The following is a 19,714-nucleotide window of genomic DNA, read 5'->3' as shown; positions in this document are numbered from 1 at the left end:
GATAGGAACACCGTCCATGGATCGGACAATTCCGTCTCGCATGTCAAGACTGATAACCAATCACCTCGCCCTCGGCGCACCGCCGGGAGCAGAATCGACGGCATGGGAAAGACTTACGAGCGCATCGACGCCCGGTTGCGCGCGTTCATCGAGCGACAGCCCGTCTACTTCGTCGCCAGCGCCCCGCTCTCCGCCGACGGCCACGTCAACCTGTCCCCCAAGGGCCGCTCCGGCACCCTCGCGGTGATCGACGAACTGACCGTCGCCTACCTGGACTTCGGCGGTTCGCACGCCGAGACCATCGCCCACCTGCGGGAGAACGGCCGGATCACCCTGATGTGGTGCGCCTTCGACGGGCCGCCGACGGTGCTGCGGGTGCACGGCCGCGGCGAGCCGGTGTTCCGCGACGACGAGCGCTTCGCCGAGCTGCTCGCCCACTTCGACCCGTCCGCCGACGGCACCGCCCTGCGCGCGATCATCCTGGTCCGCGCCGAGCGCGTCAGCGACTCCTGCGGCTTCGCCGTGCCGTTCATGGACTACCGCTCCGACCGCGAGCTGCACGAGGAGTTCTTCGACCGCAAGGGCGAGGACCGGTTCAGCGAGTACTGCGAGAGCAAGGACTACGTGGCCGTCAGCATCGACGGGCTCCCCTCGCTGCCCCTCCCGCTGCCGCCCCGACCCGCCTGATCCCCCCGCGCCGGGCCGCGTCGTACGGTGGGGGCCGGACCGACCGTACGACCCTGGAGCCCTGCCCGTGCCCCGCCCCCACGTCCTGCTGAGCGCCGCCGTGTCAATCGACGGCCACCTCGACGACGCCTCCCCCGAGCGACTGCTGCTCTCCAACGCCGCGGACTTCGACCGGGTCGACGCGCTGCGCGCCGACAGCGACGCGATCCTGGTCGGCGGCGGCACGCTGCGCGCCGACAACCCCCGGCTGCTGGTCAACTCGCCCGAACGGCGCGCCGAACGGGTCGCCGCCGGGCGGCCCGCCCACCCGCTGAAGGTGACGCTCAGCGCCCGCGGCGGGCTCTCCCCCGAGCTTCGGTTCTGGCACACCGGCGGCGCCAAGCTCGCCTACACCACCGACGCCGCCGCGCCCGCGCTGCGCACCGCGCTGGCCGGCGCGCCCGGAACCGAGGTGGTCGGCCTGGGCGGCACGGTGCCGCTGGGCGCCGTGCTGGACGACCTGGGCGCGCGCGGGGTGCGCCGGCTGATGGTCGAGGGCGGCGGCAGCGTGCACACCCAGTTCCTCGCCGAGGGCCTGGCCGACGAACTGCACCTGGCCGTCGCCCCGCTGCTGGTCGGCCAGACGGACGCGCCGCGCTTCCTCTCGCCCGCCGCCTACCCCGGCGGCCCGACCCGGCGGATGCGCCTGCTGGAGGCACGTACGGTGGGGGACGTCGTCCTGCTGCGGTACGCACCGAAGGAGTCCCCGCGATGACCACCGACCACGAGTGGCTGACCCGCGCGATCGAGCTGTCCGAGCGCTGCCCGCCGTCCGCCACGGCGTTCTCGGTCGGCGCGGTGATCGTGGGCGCGGACGGCGAGGTGCTCGCCGAGGGGTACAGCCGCGAGGTGGACGCCGTCAACCACGCCGAGGAGGCCGCGCTCGGCAAGCTCCCGGCCGGCGATCCGCGACTGCGCACCGCCACCGTCTACTCGACCCTGGAGCCGTGCGGGCAGCGCGCGTCCCGCCCGCACCCGTGCGCCGAACTGCTCGTCGCGGCCGGGGTGCCGCGGGTGGTGGTGGCCTGGCGCGAGCCCTCGCTGTTCGTCGAGGCCTGCCAGGGCACCGCGCTGCTCACCGCGGCCGGCGTCGAGGTGGTCGAGCTGCCGGAGCTCGCCGAGGCGGCCCGGGCGGTCAACGCGCACCTGGTGGGCTGAGGGGCGGGCCCGGACGGTTTTGTACGATTGATAAACAAACACTCGTACGAGGCCTCCCGAGGAGCCCCGATGCCCGTCCTCACCCCGCCGGTCCGCGCCGTCCTGCTCGACATGGACGGCACCCTGGTCAACTCCGACGCCGTGGTCGAACGCTGCTGGCGCCGCTGGGCGGAGCGCAACGGCCTGGACGGCGACGCGATCATGCACGTCGTGCACGGGCGGCAGGGCCACCTGACCATGGCGGTGCTGCTGCCCGACCGCCCCATGGAGCAGAACCTCGCCGAGAACCGGCAGATGCTCGACGAGGAGACCGCCGACACCGAGGGCGTGGTCGAAATCCCGGGCGCCCGGCGGCTGGTGGAGTCCCTGGCCGGGCTGCCGCACGCGCTGGTCACCTCCGCCGACGACGGCCTGGCCCGGGTCCGGATGGCCGCCGCGGGCGTGCCGCTGCCCCCGAGGATGGTCACCGCCGAGCACGTCGGCGCCAGCAAGCCCGACCCCGAGGGCTTCCTGAAGGCCGCCGCCGACCTGGGCGTCGCGCCCGCCGAGTGCCTGGTCCTGGAGGACTCCGAGGCCGGCATCGCCGCCGCCCGAGCCGCCGGCATGCCGGTGCTCGGCATCGGCCCGCGCGCCGCGACCCACCGGCCGGACCACCACGTCGACGACCTCACCGAGGTCAGCATCACCGCGGCCGCCGACGGGTGGCTCACGGTCCGGCTCCCCTGACGGCGTTCGCCGGACCGGACTTGCGCCTGCGGCGCCGACGGCGGCTCAGTCCGCGGCGAGCAGGGCGGCGGCGACCCGGGCGCAGTCTTCCGGGTGGCCGCCCAGCCAGCGGCCGAGCAGGTGGTCGGCGCCCGCGAGGGTGAGGCGCCGGTGTGCTGCGCGGGTGCGCAGCGCCGTGTCGAACGCCTCGGTCACCTCGGGCGGGATGACCTCGTCGGCCTCCGGCACCAGCAGCAGGGCGCGGCCGTCGAAAGCCGCCAGCGCCTCGAACGCCGTGCTGCTGCGCCAACTGCCCTCCGTGCGCAGGGTGTCGGTGAACTCCGGTGCGGTGAACGGGAGTTTCCACACCTCGCGGGCGTAGGCGGCGGGCGCGCCGAGCCCGATCGTCCGGACCCGGCCGGCCAGTTCGGGCTCGTGCAGCAGGTCCGCGACGGTCTGGCCGCTCATCGAGAAGCCCACCAGCAGCAGCGGCCCGTCCGGAGCGTGCCGGTCCAGGACGGCCCGGGCCTGGAGCAGCCGGCGCTCCAGGGAGAGCTGCCCGAGCTCTCCGCTGCTCGCGCCGTGCCCGGAGAAGTCGAACACCACCGAGCGGCACCCGGCGGCCGCCAGCTCGCCGGCCAGCGGCAGGCAGCGGTGCCGGTCGCCGCTGCCCGCGCCGTGCATCAGCAGGGCGGTGCCGGGGCGGGTCGGCGCGTCCGGCTCGACCACGGTGCAGGCCAGCCGCTCGCCGTCCGCGTCGACGGTCGACTCGACGAAGTCCATGTCGTCTCCTGGGGTGTGCCGACGGTCGGTCGGGGATCGGGGGTCGGTCGGGGATCGGGGGTCAGTGCTGGACGACGAGGCAGAACGGGTGGCCGTCCGGGTCGAGCAGGGTCACCCAGTGCTCGCCGCCCGCCTGCTCCTCGGGGCGCGACGCGCCCGCCGCCAGCAGCGCCGCCACCGCGGGGCCCAACTCCGTGACCGTGAAGTCGAGATGGGCGCGCGCCCCGTCCGCCGGCCAGCTCGCGGGACGGAAACCGCCGACCCGCTGGAAGCCGATCTTCACCGGGCCCGCGCCGAGGAACACGTACGTCTCGCTGCGGTACACCACCTCCCAGCCCGTCAGCTGCTGGTAGAAGGCCGCCAGCCGTTCCGGGTCCGGACAGTCCAGCACCACCGAGCTCAGCACGCCCACCGCCTGATGTTCCGTCACCGGCCCAGCGTGTCACGCCCCGCCGGCAGCGGCTGCCTGCCGCGGCGCGTGTCGCCCACCGGGCAGCGCCGCCGCCGGCGCCGCGCCGCAGGCGGCCAGCACCGCCAGCGCGGGCAGCGCCCCGTGCGCCCCGGCCCCCGCCGCGGCGGCGATGCCCAGCGTCGGTCCGACGTTCATCGCCGTCTGCTTCAGGCCGCCGACCGCGCCCGCGTACCCGGGCGGGGCGTCGCCGACCACGCTGCCCGTCGCCGTCACCATCACCGCCGCGAAGCCCGCGCCCAGCAACGCCGAGGCCACCCCCGTCGCGACCGGCGCCGCACCGCCGCCGCCCGGACCGGCCAGCCCGCCGATGCCCGCCACCAGCAGCCCCACTCCCGCCGAGGCGGTGCGGCGCGGACCGTACCGGCGCAGCGCCCGTTCGGCGGCCGGCGCGCCAAGCACCATCAGCGCGGTCAGCGGCAGCATCCGCGCGGCCGCCCCCAGCGGGCCGACGTGCAGGGCGTCCTGGAGCCGGAACGTGGTGCTGAACAGGGTGCCGAACAGGCCAGCGGAGGACGTCAGCAGCAGCACCAGGGAGGCCGTCACCGGTCGCGAGCGGGCCACCGCGCGCGGCACCACCGGCTCGGCGGCCTGCCGCTCGTGCACCACCAGGACGGCCAGCAGCATCGCGGCGAGCGCGAGTTGTGGCACGGACCGGCCCCAGCCGCGGTCCGGCACCGCGGCCAGGGCGTGCACCAGGACGGCCAGACCGGCGGCCAGCAGCGCGGCGCCGACCAGGTCGAGCCGCTGCGCCCGCCCCGCGATGTGCGGCGGGCGCAGCGCCAGCGTCATGCCCGCGATCAGCACGGCGACCGGCACGTTGATCCAGAACACCGCCCGCCAGCCGAACGCGTCCACCAGCACCCCGCCGAGCAGCGGCCCCGCGCCGGCGGCCACCGCGATCGCGCCCGTGCGCACCGCGATCGCCCGGCCCAGCCGGTCCGGCGGGCAGCACAGCCGCAGCAGTGCCAGCGTGCCCGGCTGCAGCAGCGCGCCGAACGCGCCCTGGGCGACCCGGAGTCCGATCACCCAGCCGATCCCGGGCGCGAGCGCGATGCCCGCCGAGGCCGCGCCGAACCCCGCCACGCCGGCCAGCAGCGTCCGCCGGTGCCCGTACCGGTCGCCGATCCGGCCCGCCACCACCAGCAGAGCCGCCACCGCGACCAGGTAGCCCGTGCTCGTCCACTGCAACTGGGCCGCGTTCGCCGCGAGTTCGCGACGCATCGCGGGCTGGGCGATCAGCAGGACGGTGCCGTCCAGGGCGACCAGCATCGCGGCCGCGGCGCTCACCGGCAGCGCGAGCCGGTTCACGACCGTCCCCCGAGGTGCGCCGCCAGCACGGTCTCCAGCAGCCGCTCCTCCTGCCCCTCCCCCAGCATCAGCTGCACGCTCCCCCACCCCTGCAACTGGGCCAGACCGTGCAGGTTCGCCCAGAGCGCGGCCGTCACCACCGGGGCGTTCTCCGGCTCCCCCGTGCACCGCGCCACCAGCCCGGCCAGCTCCGCGAACAACGGCCCCGTCGCCTCCCGCAGCCGGGGCCCGTCCGCCTCCTGCCCGTCGCTGTTCAGCAGCTCGTGACGGAACATCAGCTCGAACATGCCGCGCCGCTCCCGGGCGAACCGCAGGTACTCCCGCGCCGTCCCCGCCAGCCGCTCCGCCGCCCCCTCGGCCCGCACCTCCGCGAACCGGCCCGCCAGCTCCTCGAACCCCCGTCGCGCCACCGCCGACAACAGCTCCCGGTGCGTCGGGAAGTACCTGCGCGGAGCCCCGTGCGACACCCCCGCCCGCCGCGCGATCTCCCGCAGCCCCACCGCCCCCGACCCCTCCGCCACCACCAACTCCACCCCGGCGTCCACCAACCGCTCCCGGAGGGATCCCCGCTCATCATCCATGGGCACTGTCTACCAGCCGCCAGTAGACAGTGTCTACCACTGGTGGGGGACCGACCGGGAACGACGAAGGGACCGCCCCGGACGGGGCGGTCCCTCGGTGGCGCCGGGGCGTCAGACGTTGAAGCGGAACTCGACGACGTCGCCGTCCTGCATGATGTATTCCTTGCCCTCGATGCGGGCCTTGCCCTTGGCGCGGGCCTCGGTGAGGGAGCCGGCGGCGACGAGGTCCTCGAAGGAGGTGACCTCGGCCTTGATGAAGCCCTTCTGGAAGTCGGTGTGGATGACACCGGCGGCCTCGGGGGCGGTGGCGCCCTTGCGGATGGTCCAGGCGCGGGCTTCCTTGGGACCGGCGGTCAGGTAGGTCTGCAGGCCGAGGGTGTCGAAGCCGACGCGGGCGAGGGTGGCGAGGCCGGGCTCGTCCTGGCCCATGGACTGGAGGAGTTCGAGCGCCTCGGCGTCGTCGAGCTCGATCAGCTCGGACTCGATCTTGGCGTTGAGGAAGATGGCCTCGGCGGGCGCGACCAGGGCGCGCTGGGTGTTCTTGAAGTCCTCGTCGGAGAGGGCGTCCTCGTCGACGTTGAAGACGTAGAGGAACGGCTTCGCGGTCATCAGGTGCAGGTCGCGGACCGGGGTGGTGTCGAACCCGGCCTCGAACAGGGTCTTGCCGGTCTCCAGCACGGCCTGGGCGGCCTCGGCGGCGGCGAGGACGGGGGCGGTGTCCTTCTTCAGCCGGGCTTCCTTCTGCAGACGGGGCAGCGCCTTCTCGATGGTCTGCAGGTCGGCGAGGATCAGCTCGGTGTGGATGGTCTCGATGTCGTCCTTGGGCGAGACCTTGCCGTCCACGTGGACCACGTCGGGGTCGGTGAAGGCCCGGACGACCTGGCAGATCGCGTTGGCCTCGCGGATGTTGGCGAGGAACTTGTTGCCGAGGCCCTCGCCCTCGCTGGCGCCGCGGACGATGCCGGCGATGTCGACGAAGTCGACGGTGGCGGGGAGGATCCGCTGCGAGCCGAAGATCTCGGCGAGCCTGTCCAGCCGCGGGTCGGGGACGCCCACGACGCCGACGTTGGGCTCGATGGTGGCGAACGGGTAGTTGGCCGCCAGCACGTCGTTCTTGGTCAGGGCGTTGAACAGGGTCGACTTGCCGACGTTCGGCAGGCCGACGATTCCGATCGTGAGCGACATGGAGAGTGGTGTCCCGTGGCTTGGAGGGCTTGGTGTCCCCGGCTGGAGTCCGTCGAGCGGCGGCCCGGTGCGGGCCGATCCCCCAGTCTACGGGGCGTGCGGGGGCCCACCGGCAGCGCGGTGCGGCGCATGACGGACGGACACGGACAATTGCTCGGGGGCCATTACACAGGGTGTCGATGATCGGACCGTACGTTGGTCGGGTGGAGCAGAGCATCCGTACCCAGCCGCCAGGGCCGAGAAGGCGACCGCCGGGGAGCGGCGCCGCCGAGGCCGCCGTTCCGGGGCAGAGCGGGCCCCCCGAGTCCCGGTTGCGCACGGCCTCCGGCGGCCGGGCCGGGCCGCCGGTGCAGCAGCTGCTGCAGCGCCTGCTGACGGCCCGTCGGGCCCGCGGCGGCAGCGGGCGTCCGGCCCGGCTGACGGCCGTGGGCACCGGAGTGGCCGCGATGGCCGGGACGCTGGCGGCCGCCGGGGTGGACCGGCTGCTGTTCGGCGGGCTCGGGGTGCTGTTCGGGCTCGGCTATCTGGTGGTGTGCTTCCAGCTGGCCGTGCGGGTGCGGTACCCGGATCTCGCGGCGGCGCCGATCTGCGGGCCGATCGCGTTCGCGGCGGCCCTGGTGCTGCTCCAGCCGGTCTCCGCGCAGGGCGTCACCGGCCAGGTGGTGGCGCTGGCCGGCGGCCTGGCCCTGCGGGCCGGCTGGCTGTTCACCGGCACCGGCCTGGCCGCCGCGATCGTCGCCGCCCGCCACCTGGCCCAGCGCCGCCGGCACCGGGCCAGGGAGCGCGCCTCCTAGGACTGCTGCTTGGCGGCGGCCATCGCCGCGCCGACGATGCCCGCGTCGTTGCGCAGTTCGGCGGGGACCACCTCGGCGCGGCGGTCCTTCAGCAGCGGCAGGAACTTGTCGTGCTTGCGGCTGACCCCGCCGCCGACGATCACCAGCTGCGGGGAGAACAGCATCTCGACCAGGTCGAGGTACTCGTCGACCCGCTCCGCCCACTGGGCCCAGCTGAGGTCGTGGCGTTCCTTGGCGGCGGAGGAGGCGCGCCGTTCGGCGTCCTTGCCGCGCAGTTCGAGGTGGCCGAGCTCGGTGTTGGGGACGAGCACCCCGTCGGCGAACAGGGCGCTGCCGATGCCGGTGCCGAAGGTGAGCAGCAGGACCACGCCGCCGCGGCCGCGGCCCGCGCCGTAGGTGACCTCGGCGACGCCGGCCGCGTCGGCGTCGTTGAGCACGGTGGCGGGCAGCCCGAGCGCCTGGCTGAACCGGGCGGCGGCGTCCATGCCGATCCAGCCCTTGTCGACGTTGGCCGCGGTCATGGTGGAGCCGTCGACGACCACCCCGGGGAAGGTCAGCCCGACCGGCCCGCGGTGGTCGAAGTGCCGGACCACCTCGCAGACCGCGTCGATCACCGCGTCGGGGGCGGACGGGTGCGGGGTCAGCACCTTGTGCCGTTCCTGGGCGAGCACGCCCCTGTCCAGGTCGACCGGTGCGCCCTTGATGCCCGAGCCACCGATGTCCACGCCGAAGACCGTCGTCACTGCCGTCGCCTCCCGTACCGCCGGGGGCGTCCGCTGCCCACCGGCCTTCGCACCAACGTACGGGGGCGCGGGGCCCGTCGCAGCCGTTCCCGGACGGTGGCCGCCCGCACGGGCGATGCCCGGACCCCCCGAAGGGGCCCGGGCACCGTGCTGACTGCGGGTCAGAGCTTGCCGGCGGCCTCGGCGCGCAGGTCGCGGCGGAGCTCCTTGGGGAGCGAGAAGGTGAGGTGCTCCTCCGCGGTCTTGACGATCCGGACGTCCTCGAAACCGTGCGAGGCGAGCAGTTCGAGCACGCCGTCGACCAGGATCTCCGGCACCGAGGCGCCGCTGGTCAGGCCGACCGTCCCGACGCCCTCCAGCCAGGCCGGGTCGATCTCCTCGGCGAAGTCGACCAGGTGGGCGGCCTTCGCGCCGTACTCCAGGCCGACCTCGACCAGGCGGACCGAGTTCGAGGAGTTCTTGGAGCCGACCACGATCAGCAGGTCCGCCTCGGGAGCGAGCTGCTTGACGGCGACCTGGCGGTTCTGGGTGGCGTAGCAGATGTCGTCGCTGGGCGGCGAGACCAGCAGCGGGAAGCGCTTCTTGAGGGCGCCGACGGTCTCCATCGTCTCGTCCACGGAGAGGGTGGTCTGGGAGAGCCAGACCAGCTTCGACTCGTCGCGGATCCTGACGTTCTCGACGTCCTCGGCGCCGTCCACCAGGTGGATCCGGTCCGGGGCCTCGCCCATGGTGCCGATGACCTCTTCGTGGCCCTCGTGGCCGATCAGCAGGATGTCGTAGTCCTCGTCGGCGAACCGGCGGGCCTCCTTGTGCACCTTGGTGACCAGCGGGCAGGTGGCGTCGATGGTGGCGAGCTTGCCGGCCTCGGCCTCGTCGTGCACGGACGGGGCCACGCCGTGCGCGGAGAACACCACGATGGCGCCCTCGGGCACCTCCTCCGTCTCGTCGACGAAGATCGCGCCCTGCCGCTCCAGGGTCTGCACGACGTACTTGTTGTGGACGATCTGCTTGCGGACGTAGATCGGCGCCCCGTACTGCTCCAGGGCCTTCTCCACGGCGATCACGGCGCGGTCGACGCCCGCGCAGTAGCCACGGGGGGCGGCGAGCAGGACACGGCGCTGGGTGCTGGTGGACATGGCTCCATCGTACGGGCGAGTCGCGCGGGCGCCGACGCGCGTCGCCGCTGCGGCGCGGTGCGGGTGCGGGGTGCAATGGCGGGGTGAGACGGAGCCAGGAGACCAGCGCGCTGCGCCGCACCCTCGGGGTGCGCGACCTGATGGTGTACGGACTGCTGTTCATCGCCCCGATGGCGCCGGTCGGCGTGTTCGGCGTGCTGGACGCCAAGAGCCACGGCGCGGTCGCCGCGGTGTACCTCGTGGCGACGGTGGCGATGGGGTTCACCGCGCTGTCGTACGCCGAGATGGTGCGGGCGGTGCCGCGGGCCGGCTCGGTGTTCGCGTACGCCCGGGCCGGGCTCGGCGAGGGACCGGGGTTCGTCGCCGGGTGGATGGCGATGCTCGACTACCTGCTGATCCCGGCGGTGGCGTACCTGTTCTCCGGCATCGCGCTGAACTCGCTGGTGCCGGACGTGTCGCGCTGGGTGTGGACGGTGCTGGCGGTGCTGGTCACCACCGCGCTCAACCTGGTGGGCGTGCGGACGGCGGCCGTGGTCGGGTTCGCGGTGCTGGCGATGGAGATCGTGGTGCTCGCCGTCTTCGTGGTCTCGGCGGTGGTGGTGCTGGCCAGGGACGGGGCCGCCCGGGACTGGGGCTCCCCGTTCGGCGGAGTCGGCGCGTTCTCGTTGACGGCGGTGCTGTCCGCGGTCTCGGTGGCGGTGCTCTCCTACCTGGGCTTCGACGCGATCGCCTCCTTCGTGGAGGAGGCGGTCGGCGCCTCGGCGGCGGTGGCGCGGGCCGTGCTGTGGTGCCTGGCGCTGGCCGGGCTGCTGTTCGTGGTGCAGACGTACCTGGCGGCGGTGCTGGAGCCCGTGACGCCCGCTCAACTGGCGGCGGACCCGGCGGCGCAGGGGTCGGCCTTCTACGACACCGTGGAGGCGTCCGTCGGGCACTGGCTGCACGTGCTGATCGCGGCTTCCAAGGCGATCGGGGCGGCGTTCGCGGCGCTGGCCGGCCAGGCCGCGGCCGGGCGGCTGGTGTTCGCGATGGGCCGGGAGGGGCGGCTGCCGCGGGCGCTGGGCGTGGTGGACGGGCGGACGGCCGTGCCGCGGCGGGCGCTGCTGACGGCGGCCGTGATCACGCTGGTAGCCGCGGTGTGGGCGGCCCGCCGGGACGACGGGCTGGACCAGCTGACCTCGGTGGTGAACGTCGGCGCGCTCACCGCGTTCGTGCTGCTGCACGCCTCGGTGATCGGCTGGTACGTGGTACGGGGCGGCTCCCGGGACTGGCTGCGGCACGGGGTGGTGCCGGTGCTGGGCATCGCGGTGCTGGTGGCGGTGCTGGTGGAGGCCTCGCACACGGCGCAGCTGGTGGGCGCGGTCTGGCTCGCGGCGGGACTGCTGGTGCTGCTGGCGCAGCGGGGTCGGGCGCCCGGGCCGTAGCCGCGCGCACCGGCCCCCGGATTGTCCCGCCCTGCGGCTAGCCTCGGGGGATGGCCAACACGAGCAGTCCCGAAGCGCCCCTGCCGGTGGGGAAGGTCTCGGCGTTGATCGGCGGGTGGGTCGACCGGCTCGGCGAGGTGTGGGTGGAGGGGCAGATCGCGCAGCTGTCCCGGCGACCCGGGGCGGGGATGGTGTTCCTGACGCTGCGCGACCCGGACCGGGACGTGTCGCTGACGGTGACCTGCTTCCGCTCGGTGTTCGAGCAGGTCGCGGAGGCGGTGCAGGAGGGTTCGCGGGTGATCGTGCTCGCCAAGCCGGAGTGGTACACGGCGCGCGGCAGCCTGTCGCTGCGGGCGTCCGAGATCCGGCTGGTGGGGCTGGGCGAACTGCTGGCCCGGCTGGAGCAGTTGAAGCGGAAGCTGTTCGCCGAGGGCCTGTTCGAGGATGGCCGGAAGAAGCCGCTGCCGTTCCTGCCGGGCTGCGTGGGCCTGGTGACGGGCCGCGGCTCGGCGGCCGAGCGGGACGTGCTGGAGAACGCCCGGCGGCGCTGGCCGGCGGTCCGCTTCGAGGTGCGGAACGTGCTGGTGCAGGGCCCGCAGGCGGTGTCGCAGGTCTGTGCGGCGGTGCGCGAGCTGGACGCCCACCCGGAGGTCGAGGTGATCGTGGTGGCCCGCGGCGGCGGCAGCGTGGAGGACCTGCTGCCGTTCTCGGACGAGGAGCTGGTGCGGACGGTGGCGGCGGCCCGGACGCCGGTGGTGAGCGCGATCGGGCACGAGCCGGACCAGCCGCTGCTGGACTTCGTCGCGGACTACCGGGCGTCCACGCCGACCGACGCCGCGAAGCGGGTGGTGCCGGACGTCGGCGAGGAGCTGGCCCGGGTGCGGCAGTTGCGGGACCGGGCGCGCCGGTACGTGCTGCACCGGGTGGACCGCGAGCAGGCCGGCCTGGCGTCGGTGCGCAGCCGTCCGGCGCTGGCGGCGCCGACCGAGGCGGTGGCGGCGCGCGGTGCGGAGGTGACGGCGCTGGTGGAGCGGGCCCGCCGGGTGCTGGGCCACCGGCTGGACCACGCGCAGACCGACCTGGGGCACGCGCTGGCCCGGGTGGTGGCGCTGTCGCCGCTGGCCACCCTGGAGCGCGGCTACGCGGTGCTGCAGAAGGCGGACGGCACGGTGGTGACCGACCCGGGGCAGGTCGCGGACGGCGAGGCGCTGCGGGCCCGGGTCGCGCGCGGCGGCTTCGAGGTCCGGGCGGACGGTGCGGCGGACGATGCGGCGGAGCGGAACTGACGGTCCGTCGACAATCCGGTACGGGCTCGCGGCAATGCCCGCGAGCCCCCACCGGGTGGCAATTCCGGGAATTCCCGGACCTTTTCCGTGAACTGCTTGCACCGGGTCGAAACCGGTCCTAGTGTGACGGGCCTTCCCTTTTCCGGAGTTTTCCCGGAGGTTGGCATGGACGTTTCCCCGTCGGACAGACCGGTGGTGACGCCCGCGCTGATCGAGGCCGCGAGGTCCGGGAACCGCGATGCCTGGGCGGACATCTACCGGCGTTATCACGGCGTGGTGCTGGCGTTCCTGTTGCGCCGCACCGGGAGCCGTCCGCTGGCCGAGGACCTGGCCCAGGACACCTTCGTCCGCGCGATGGCGGGAATTCGTGGTTTCCACTGGACGGGTACGGATCTCGGCGCGTGGATGTTCACCATCGCCCGCAATGTGCTGCTGGACCACGAGAAACGGCGCTCCACGCGCCGGGAGTCGGCGGTCGCGGCGGTGGCGGACCGCGATTCCGGGGTGCGGGTCGAGGAGTCGGTGATCGCGGCGGCGGAGGCGGCCCGGGTGTGCGCGGCGCTGTCGGTGCTGAACGAGCGTCAGCGGGCGGTGGTGCGGCTGCGGTACTGGGACGGGCTGAGCTCGGTGGAGATCGCGGACCGGATCGGCCTGCGGGTCGGCGCGGTGAAGACGCTGACGTACCGGGCGCGGCTCAACCTGCGGCGCTCGCTGGCGGAGGACGCGCCGCTGCCGGCCCGCCGCCCGGTGGGGCCGCGCCCGAGCATGACGGCCGGTCAGTCGGTTCAGTCGGCGAGCAGCCGCTGGCGGGACAGCGGGGTCGAGTGCTCGTGGAAGCCGAGGCTGCGGTAGAGCGACTCGCCGCCCTCGGTGGCGTGCAGGTCGATCCGGGTGGCGCGGCGCTCGTCGAACCAGGCGAGCAGGGCCTCGGTGCAGGCCCGGGCGTGGCCGCGGCCGCGGTGGGCCGGGTCGGTGGAGATGTTGAAGACGAAGCCGAACAGTCCGTCGGGGTGGCCGGGGGCGGGCAGCCGCTGCTCCAGGGTGCCGACCGCGCAGCTGGCGAGCCGGCCGGGCCGCTCCGGGTCGTCGACCACGAAGGCCTGCAGCCGCCGGCCGGGCTCCGCCAGCCCGCCGGCCAGCAGCTCGCGGGCGGTCGACTGCCAGGGCCCGGGGCGCGCCTGTCCCTGCATGGACTCGAACATCAGCGTGCGGAGTCGGACCAGTTCGTCCGCGTCCTCGGGCCGGGCCGGGCGTGGGGTGCTCATGTTCGGGAGCCTAGGCCTGGCTGCAAGGGGTTTGTCGGGGCCAGCGCCTACCCTGGGCGGCATGGCAGATCAGCAGGGCGGCGGGGCCGGTCCGGAGCAGGCGCCGGGTTACGAGCAGGCGCGGGACGAACTGCTGGACGTGGTCCGGCGCTTGGAGAACGGCGGGACGACGCTGGAGGAGTCGCTGGCGCTGTGGGAGCGCGGCGAGCAGTTGGCGAAGGTCTGTCAGCGCTGGCTGGACGGCGCCCGGGCCCGGCTGGACGCGGCGCTGGCCGCGGAGGAGTCCGCCGGCCAGTAGCCGGGACGGCCCACTGTGACGTACCTCACGGTGGCCTCGGGGAATGGTTTAAGTTTCATCGAAGTTGGAACGGTCCGTGCGGCACTCGTGCCGACCATCCCGGACCCAGTCCCCAGCTTTGAGGTAGGACACAGACCATGACCCTGGCACTCGACGCCGCCGCCCAGGACCTGCTCTTCCGCGAGGCCCGCACCGCCAACACGTTCTCGGACGAGCCGGTCAGCGACGAGCAGGTCCAGGCGATCTACGACCTGGTGAAGTTCGGCCCGACCGCGTTCAACCAGCAGCCGCTGCGCATCGTCCTGGTCCGCTCCGAGGAGGGCCGCGCCCGCCTCGTGCAGCACATGGCGGACGGCAACAAGGCGAAGACCTCGACCGCCCCGCTGGTCGCCATCCTCGCCGCCGACAACGAGTTCCACGAGGAGCTCCCGACCCAGCTGCCGCACTTCCCGCAGGCGAAGGACATGTTCTTCAGCGAGCGCTCGGTCCGCGAGTCCTCGGCCACGCTGAACGGCGCCCTGCAGGCCGCCTACTTCATCATCGGCGTCCGCGCCGCCGGCCTGGCCGCCGGCCCGATGACCGGCTACGACGCCGAGGGCATCAACAAGGAGTTCTTCGGCGACGGCGAGCACTCGGTGCTGGCCGTGGTCAACATCGGCAAGCCCGGTGAGGACGCCTGGTTCCCGCGCAGCCCGCGCCTGGCCTACGACGAGGTCGTCACCACCGTCTGATCCGGTTCGCCGGCCCGCGTCACAGCGAAGGCCCCCGCCGTTCCCCGGCGGGGGCCTTCCGCGTGTCCTGACGCTAGTTCAGCGCGGCGGCGAGCTGGGCGAGCTCCTCGTACGAGGCGGTGCCGGTGAGCACCGTGGTGCCGGTGCTGCCCGCGGGCCGGGTCAGCGCCCGGTAGTGGTCGCCCTGCACCCGCTGCCACTCCTGGCCGTTCACCGTGGAGGCGCCGTCCGGCTTTCCGCCGGGCACGTTCTGCGCCACCACGTCCTCGGGCCTGCCGTCGCTCTGCTCGACCGCCGCGTACTGGCCGGAGGCCGTGTGGAGGCCCAGGTGCCACGCCGCGTGGCCGCTCCGGTCGTGGCCGCTGTACGTCACCGAGGTGGCCACCCAGCCGGCGGGCAGGGTCCCCGGGCCGAGCAGCGGGTACGGCGCGGCGCGCTTCGCGGACGCCATCTCCACCTGGTACGTCACCGGGTGGACGCCGCTGTTGCCGTCCGCGCTCGGGATGCTGAAGTACCCGATCACGACCACGACGCCGACCGCCGCCATCGACAGGACCATGTCCCGTACCGTCTGACGGCCCCTCTTGCTGCTGTTGCCTGCCACCCGCCCATGGTAGGCGGCGCTTATCCCGCGGCCCGCCACCGGCACCCCCGCCGCCGTGCGCGAGGAGTGCGCCACAGACACCCGTTCCACCTGCCGATACGATCGCAGCAACCCTCATCGCAGCGCCGGTGGCCCTCCGTGGCCCGGCGCTGACTGGCCGTCGCGTACAGAGAGGTAACGACGATGACCACGCAGTACCCGCACCACCTCCCCTCCGCCCTCGAGGTCGCGCCCGAAGCGCCGGACCGCAACCTCGCCCTCGAACTGGTCCGGGTCACCGAGGCCGCCGCCATGGCGGCCGGCCGCTGGGTCGGCCGCGGCGACAAGAACGGCGCCGACGGCGCCGCCGTGAAGGCGATGCGCACCCTGGTCTCCACCGTGTCGATGAACGGCGTCGTCGTCATCGGCGAGGGCGAGAAGGACGAAGCCCCGATGCTCTACAACGGCGAGCGGGTCGGCGACGGCACCGGCGCCGAGTGCGACGTCGCCGTCGACCCGGTGGACGGCACCACGCTCACCGCCAAGGGCATGAACAACGCCGTGGCCGTGCTGGCGGTGGCCGACCGCGGCACCATGTTCGACCCCAGCGCCGTGTTCTACATGGACAAGCTGGTGGCCGGTCCGGAGGCCGCCGAGTTCGTCGACATCACCGCCCCGACCGCCGTGAACATCCGCCGGGTCGCCAAGGCCAAGGGCATCGCCGTCCAGGACGTCACCGTGGTGGTCCTGGACCGGCCGCGCCACGAGGGCCTGGTCCGGGACATCCGCGAGGCCGGTGCGCGCGTCAAGTACATCTCCGACGGCGACGTGGCCGGCGCCATCATGGCCGCCCGCGAAGGCACCGGCGTGGACCTGCTGATGGGCATCGGCGGCACCCCGGAGGGCATCATCGCCGCCTGCGCGATGAAGTGCATGGGCGGCGTGATCCAGGGCCGGCTGTGGCCCAAGGACGACGCCGAGCGGCAGAAGGCGCTGGACGCCGGCCACGACCTGGACCGGGTGCTCACCACCGACGACCTGGTCACCGGCGAGAACGTGTTCTTCGTGGCCACCGGCATCACCGACGGCGAGCTGCTCCGCGGCGTCCACTACCGTCAGGAGACCGCCACCACCAGCTCGCTGGTGATGCGTTCCAAGAGCGGCACCATCCGCGAGGTCCACGCCACCCACAAGCTCTCCAAGCTGCGGGCGTACAGCGCGATCCCGTTCGACCGCGCCGACTGAGCGACCTCGGCGACCGGGCCGAGCAACCGTCAGGGGCGCGCGGGGGACCTCCCCCGCGCGCCCCTGGTTGCTGCCGCGCTCAGCCGGCTATCCGGGTGGGGAGGCGCCTGGGGTCGAGGAGTTCGGCCTCCCGGCGGCGCCGGCGGGTGAGGACGACTCGGCGTTCGGCGGCGGTCAGGCCGCCCCAGACGCCGTAGGGCTCGGGCTGGGCGAGGGCGTGCTCGCGGCATTCGAGGAGGACCGGGCAGCGGGCGCAGACGCGCTTGGCGTGTTCCTCGCGGGAGAGCCGGGCGGCGGTGGGCTCCTTGGACGGCGCGAAGAACAGGCCGGCCTCGTCGCTGCGGCAGGCGGCGGAGGTGTGCCAGGGGTTGTCGTCCGGCTCCGGTGCGGCCGCCGGGCGGCGGGCGGCGGCGGAGGCGCTGGACTCGATCGGATGCAGCACGGTAACTCCTGACCAGGCTCAAAGGCTCGGGGACGGTGTCGTCTCCTGCCCGACTGCCCCGTGCTCCCTCGCCGTGGCGCCGTCGCCGACCCGCGGGGTCACAGCCGTACAGGGAACGCTGTGGGTGTGGACTACCCCGCCGCCCCGGGATTCATGCACACCGCACGCAACCGACTACAGCCTGCACTCGGGACAACGTCGAGTGCCGCCAAGCCAGTTGACGCCCCGTCGGATCCCCGCAGGTCAGCGACGGCAGGCCGCCGGATCAGCCGTCGAGCTGGCGGCGCACCCACTCCTTGAGCTTCTTGCCGCGGCGCGGCTTGGCCTCGACGCCGCCGAACACCGCGGCGCCCTTGATCCGCACCACGGGCGCGTACGGGTCGGCGGAGGTCTGCTCGCGGACCTCGAAGCCGCCGAAGATGCCGGTGCCGCCGCCGTGCAGGCTGACGTTCTCGGGGACCCGCACCTCCACGCCGCCGAACACCGCGATCACCTCGATGACCACCTCGGGGGACTCGAAGACCGCGTCGGTGAGGTCGATCTCGACGCCGCCGAACACCGCGACGGCCTTCAGGTGGGAGCCGACCCGCCAGCGGCCCTTGCGGGCGGCGCCGCCGAACACCGCGACCATGGTGGGCGCTTCGGCCCGGGCCGGCGGCAGGGCGGGCTTCGGGGCGGGACCCGGAGCGTCCAGCGGGGGCTTGCTGAGGTTGTGCCGGATCGGCCCCGGGTGGCTGGGCAGGTCGCGGGTGAGCGGCTCCAGCTCGCCGAAGGTGCGGGCGGTGTAGGCGGCTTCGATCCGTTCGGCGTGCTCGTCGACGGTGAGCCGGCCCTCCGCGTAGGCGTCGCGCAGCAGTTCGGCGATGCGCTCGCGGTCGGCGTCGGAGGCCCGGAGCTCGGCGGCCAGGTCGGTGACGGGAGCCGGTGCGGGCTCCTTCTTCAGCAGCGGGGCGGGCTGCGCGCCCTGCGGTTCCTGCGCGGGAGAGTTGTCCACGTCACAAAGCCTAGCGAGCCCGACCGCGGCCCGAACGCCGGTTCGACGCAATGCGCGTGACCCCGGTCACGCAGGCCGACCTGAGCGCCGCGGGCCGATCCGGTGCGCCTAACCTGGAGGGTGCCTCGTCGACGATGCCGAAAGAACTGAAGGATCTCCCCCATGGCTCCAGAGTTCGCCTACCGCGACCTGCTCCCGCTCGGTTCGGACACCACGCCGTACCGCAAGCTCACCTCCGAGGGCGTCTCGACCTTCGAGGCCGGCGGTCGGACCTTCCTGCAGGTCGAGCCGGAGGCACTGCGGCTGCTCACCGCCGAGGCGATGCACGACATCTCGCACTACCTGCGCCCGGCCCACCTGGCGCAGCTGCGGCGGATCCTGGACGACCCGGAGGCCAGCCCGAACGACCGCTTCGTGGCACTGGACCTGCTGAAGAACGTGAACATCTCGGCGGGCGGCATCCTGCCGATGTGCCAGGACACCGGCACCGCGATCGTGATGGGCAAGCGCGGCCAGCACGTGGTGACCTCCGGCGCGGACGAGTCGGCGATCGCCCGCGGCGTGTTCGACGCGTACACCAAGCTGAACCTGCGCTACTCGCAGATGGCGCCGGTGACCATGTGGGACGAGCGGAACACCGGCAACAACCTGCCGGCCCAGATCGAGCTGTACGCCACCGACGGGGACGCCTACAAGTTCCTGTTCATGGCGAAGGGCGGCGGCTCGGCGAACAAGTCGTACCTGTACCAGGAGACCAAGGCGATCCTGAACGAGTCGTCGATGCTCTCCTTCCTGGAGCAGAAGATCCGCTCGCTGGGCACCGCGGCCTGCCCGCCGTACCACCTGGCGATCGTGGTCGGCGGCACCAGCGCGGAGTTCGCGCTGAAGACCGCGAAGTACGCGTCCGCGCACTACCTGGACAACCTGCCGACCGGCGGCGACGCGAAGACCGGGCACGGCTTCCGCGACCTGGAGCTGGAGCAGAAGGTCTTCGAGCTGACCCAGAAGATCGGCATCGGCGCCCAGTTCGGCGGCAAGTACTTCTGCCACGACGTGCGGGTGATCCGGCTGCCGCGGCACGGCGCCTCGCTGCCGGTCGCGATGGCGGTGTCCTGCTCGGCGGACCGCCAGGCGCTCGGCAAGATCACCGCCGAGGGCGTCTTCCTGGAGCAGTTGGAGACCGACCCCGCCAAGTACCTGCCGGAGACCACCGACGAGCACCTGAACGACGACGTGGTCCGGATCGACCTGAACCGGCCGATGGCCGAGGTCCGCGCCGAGCTGTCCAAGTACCCGGTGAAGACCCGGCTCTCGCTCACCGGCACCCTGGTGGTGGCCCGCGACATCGCCCACGCCAAGATCAAGGAACGCCTCGACGCCGGCCAGGGCATGCCGCAGTACCTGAAGGACCACCCCGTCTACTACGCGGGCCCGGCGAAGACCCCCGAGGGCTACGCGTCCGGCTCGTTCGGCCCGACCACGGCCGGCCGGATGGACTCCTACGTCGACCAGTTCCAGGCGGCCGGCGGCTCGATGGTGATGCTGGCCAAGGGCAACCGCTCCAAGCAGGTCACCAAGGCGTGCAACGAGCACGGCGGCTTCTACCTGGGCTCGATCGGCGGCCCGGCGGCCCGCCTGGCGCAGGACTGCATCAAGAAGGTCGAGGTGCTGGAGTACCCGGAGCTCGGCATGGAGGCGGTCTGGCGGATCGAGGTCGAGGACTTCCCGGCGTTCATCGTGGTGGACGACAAGGGCAACGACTTCTTCGCCGAGGTGACCGACGGCCCGCTGATCACCAACCTGCGGGTGCGCTCGGCGCAGTGACGCCGTGACGTGCGAAAGCCCCGGCCGGTGAGGG

At 73.5% G+C, this 19,714-nt stretch carries 23 protein-coding genes; 12 read left to right on the top strand and 11 right to left on the bottom strand.

The window, feature by feature from the left end:
* Positions 1-102 precede the first annotated feature (102 nt).
* The 4 genes from BX266_RS21455 to BX266_RS21440 all read left to right on the top strand — a co-directional run bounded on the left by BX266_RS21455 (position 103) and on the right by BX266_RS21440 (position 2,610).
* Complete coding sequence (locus BX266_RS21455; protein WP_099902194.1) at positions 103-687, top strand: pyridoxamine 5'-phosphate oxidase family protein; 585 nt, start codon at positions 103-105, stop codon at positions 685-687.
* Positions 688-754: 67 nt separating this feature from the next.
* Entirely contained in the window at positions 755-1,441 is a 687-nt protein-coding gene (locus BX266_RS41195; RefSeq protein ID WP_099902192.1) for a dihydrofolate reductase family protein, read from the top strand.
* Positions 1,438-1,884 carry a deaminase gene (locus BX266_RS41190; RefSeq protein WP_099902190.1) on the top strand — a complete coding sequence of 149 codons (447 nt, stop codon included), beginning with the start codon at positions 1,438-1,440 and terminating at the stop codon, positions 1,882-1,884. The genes BX266_RS41195 and BX266_RS41190 overlap by 4 nt, the downstream gene beginning before the upstream one ends.
* 69 nt (positions 1,885-1,953) lie before the next feature.
* Positions 1,954-2,610, top strand: coding sequence for an HAD-IA family hydrolase (locus BX266_RS21440; RefSeq protein ID WP_099902188.1), 657 nt, complete (start codon positions 1,954-1,956; stop codon positions 2,608-2,610).
* Positions 2,611-2,655: 45 nt separating this feature from the next.
* Here the strand turns inward: BX266_RS21440 and BX266_RS21435 are convergent, their stop codons facing one another.
* The 5 genes from BX266_RS21435 to ychF all read right to left on the bottom strand — a co-directional run bounded on the left by BX266_RS21435 (position 2,656) and on the right by ychF (position 6,918).
* Positions 2,656-3,372 (bottom strand): alpha/beta hydrolase, encoded by a 717-nt coding sequence (locus BX266_RS21435; RefSeq protein ID WP_099902186.1) that lies wholly within the window; start codon positions 3,370-3,372, stop codon positions 2,656-2,658.
* 61 nt (positions 3,373-3,433) lie between these two features.
* Entirely contained in the window at positions 3,434-3,802 is a 369-nt protein-coding gene (locus tag BX266_RS21430) for a VOC family protein (RefSeq protein ID WP_099902184.1), read from the bottom strand.
* A gap of 12 nt (positions 3,803-3,814) precedes the next feature.
* Positions 3,815-5,152 carry an MFS transporter gene (locus BX266_RS21425; RefSeq protein WP_399170139.1) on the bottom strand — a complete coding sequence of 446 codons (1,338 nt, stop codon included), beginning with the start codon at positions 5,150-5,152 and terminating at the stop codon, positions 3,815-3,817.
* Complete coding sequence (locus tag BX266_RS21420) at positions 5,149-5,733, bottom strand: TetR/AcrR family transcriptional regulator (RefSeq protein ID WP_099902182.1); 585 nt, start codon at positions 5,731-5,733, stop codon at positions 5,149-5,151. Before BX266_RS21420 ends, BX266_RS21425 begins: the two co-directional genes overlap by 4 nt.
* Positions 5,734-5,844: 111 nt before the next feature.
* A complete protein-coding gene (ychF, locus tag BX266_RS21415) occupies positions 5,845-6,918 on the bottom strand; it encodes a redox-regulated ATPase YchF (RefSeq protein WP_099902180.1) in 1,074 nt (357 codons plus the stop codon).
* A 203-nt stretch (positions 6,919-7,121) separates the two neighbouring features.
* On the opposite strand from ychF, the gene BX266_RS21410 reads away from it, so the two are divergent.
* Positions 7,122-7,712, top strand: coding sequence for a DUF6542 domain-containing protein (locus BX266_RS21410; protein ID WP_147437105.1), 591 nt, complete (start codon positions 7,122-7,124; stop codon positions 7,710-7,712).
* On the opposite strand, the gene ppgK is transcribed toward BX266_RS21410, so the two are convergent.
* Together ppgK and BX266_RS21400 are read right to left on the bottom strand one after the other, a co-directional pair.
* The gene (ppgK, locus tag BX266_RS21405) at positions 7,709-8,455 is read right to left on the bottom strand and encodes a polyphosphate--glucose phosphotransferase (RefSeq protein ID WP_099902176.1); all 747 of its coding nucleotides are present in this window, start codon (positions 8,453-8,455) and stop codon (positions 7,709-7,711) included. The two genes, BX266_RS21410 and ppgK, sit on opposite strands and share 4 nt — an antisense overlap.
* A 161-nt stretch (positions 8,456-8,616) precedes the next feature.
* On the bottom strand, positions 8,617-9,591 hold the full coding sequence (locus BX266_RS21400; protein ID WP_099902174.1) for a 4-hydroxy-3-methylbut-2-enyl diphosphate reductase: 975 nt from the start codon (positions 9,589-9,591) through the stop codon (positions 8,617-8,619).
* A gap of 140 nt (positions 9,592-9,731) precedes the next feature.
* Here BX266_RS21400 and BX266_RS21395 point away from each other — a divergent pair, with 140 nt between their 5' ends.
* The 3 genes from BX266_RS21395 to BX266_RS21385 all read left to right on the top strand — a co-directional run bounded on the left by BX266_RS21395 (position 9,732) and on the right by BX266_RS21385 (position 13,150).
* Positions 9,732-11,012, top strand: coding sequence for an APC family permease (locus BX266_RS21395; protein ID WP_259465131.1), 1,281 nt, complete (start codon positions 9,732-9,734; stop codon positions 11,010-11,012).
* A gap of 50 nt (positions 11,013-11,062) precedes the next feature.
* Positions 11,063-12,298 carry an exodeoxyribonuclease VII large subunit gene (xseA, locus tag BX266_RS21390; protein WP_099902170.1) on the top strand — a complete coding sequence of 412 codons (1,236 nt, stop codon included), beginning with the start codon at positions 11,063-11,065 and terminating at the stop codon, positions 12,296-12,298.
* Between the two features lie 165 nt (positions 12,299-12,463).
* Positions 12,464-13,150, top strand: coding sequence for an RNA polymerase sigma factor (locus BX266_RS21385; protein WP_120314393.1), 687 nt, complete (start codon positions 12,464-12,466; stop codon positions 13,148-13,150).
* Here BX266_RS21385 and BX266_RS21380 read toward each other — a convergent pair.
* A complete protein-coding gene (locus BX266_RS21380) occupies positions 13,084-13,563 on the bottom strand; it encodes a GNAT family N-acetyltransferase (protein ID WP_099902166.1) in 480 nt (159 codons plus the stop codon). The two genes, BX266_RS21385 and BX266_RS21380, sit on opposite strands and share 67 nt — an antisense overlap.
* Before the next feature lie 61 nt (positions 13,564-13,624).
* On the opposite strand from BX266_RS21380, the gene BX266_RS21375 reads away from it, so the two are divergent.
* Together BX266_RS21375 and BX266_RS21370 are read left to right on the top strand one after the other, a co-directional pair.
* Positions 13,625-13,861, top strand: a complete 237-nt coding sequence (locus BX266_RS21375) for an exodeoxyribonuclease VII small subunit (protein WP_099902164.1) — start codon at positions 13,625-13,627, stop codon at positions 13,859-13,861.
* A 137-nt stretch (positions 13,862-13,998) separates the two neighbouring features.
* Positions 13,999-14,592 carry a malonic semialdehyde reductase gene (locus BX266_RS21370; protein ID WP_099902162.1) on the top strand — a complete coding sequence of 198 codons (594 nt, stop codon included), beginning with the start codon at positions 13,999-14,001 and terminating at the stop codon, positions 14,590-14,592.
* A gap of 73 nt (positions 14,593-14,665) precedes the next feature.
* Here BX266_RS21370 and BX266_RS21365 read toward each other — a convergent pair whose 3' ends face one another.
* Positions 14,666-15,196, bottom strand: coding sequence for a DUF4245 domain-containing protein (locus tag BX266_RS21365; RefSeq protein ID WP_259464789.1), 531 nt, complete (start codon positions 15,194-15,196; stop codon positions 14,666-14,668).
* 183 nt (positions 15,197-15,379) lie between these two features.
* Here BX266_RS21365 and glpX point away from each other — a divergent pair, with 183 nt between their 5' ends.
* Positions 15,380-16,420 carry a class II fructose-bisphosphatase gene (gene glpX / locus BX266_RS21360; RefSeq protein WP_099902159.1) on the top strand — a complete coding sequence of 347 codons (1,041 nt, stop codon included), beginning with the start codon at positions 15,380-15,382 and terminating at the stop codon, positions 16,418-16,420.
* Positions 16,421-16,499: 79 nt separating this feature from the next.
* Here the strand turns inward: glpX and BX266_RS21355 are convergent, their stop codons facing one another.
* The gene (locus BX266_RS21355) at positions 16,500-16,862 is read right to left on the bottom strand and encodes a WhiB family transcriptional regulator (RefSeq protein WP_099902157.1); all 363 of its coding nucleotides are present in this window, start codon (positions 16,860-16,862) and stop codon (positions 16,500-16,502) included.
* Between the two features lie 265 nt (positions 16,863-17,127).
* The gene (locus BX266_RS21350) at positions 17,128-17,856 is read right to left on the bottom strand and encodes a DUF1707 domain-containing protein (RefSeq protein WP_099902155.1); all 729 of its coding nucleotides are present in this window, start codon (positions 17,854-17,856) and stop codon (positions 17,128-17,130) included.
* A gap of 162 nt (positions 17,857-18,018) precedes the next feature.
* Here BX266_RS21350 and BX266_RS21345 point away from each other — a divergent pair, with 162 nt between their 5' ends.
* Positions 18,019-19,680, top strand: a complete 1,662-nt coding sequence (locus BX266_RS21345; RefSeq protein WP_099902153.1) for a fumarate hydratase — start codon at positions 18,019-18,021, stop codon at positions 19,678-19,680.
* The last annotated feature ends 34 nt before the right edge of the window (positions 19,681-19,714 follow it).

The organism is Streptomyces sp. TLI_171 (assembly GCF_003610255.1).
Classification (GTDB): Bacteria; Actinomycetota; Actinomycetes; order Streptomycetales; family Streptomycetaceae; genus Kitasatospora.
Note: the sequence above shows the minus strand (reverse complement) of the source record. Positions and strands in the feature narration are given on the sequence as shown.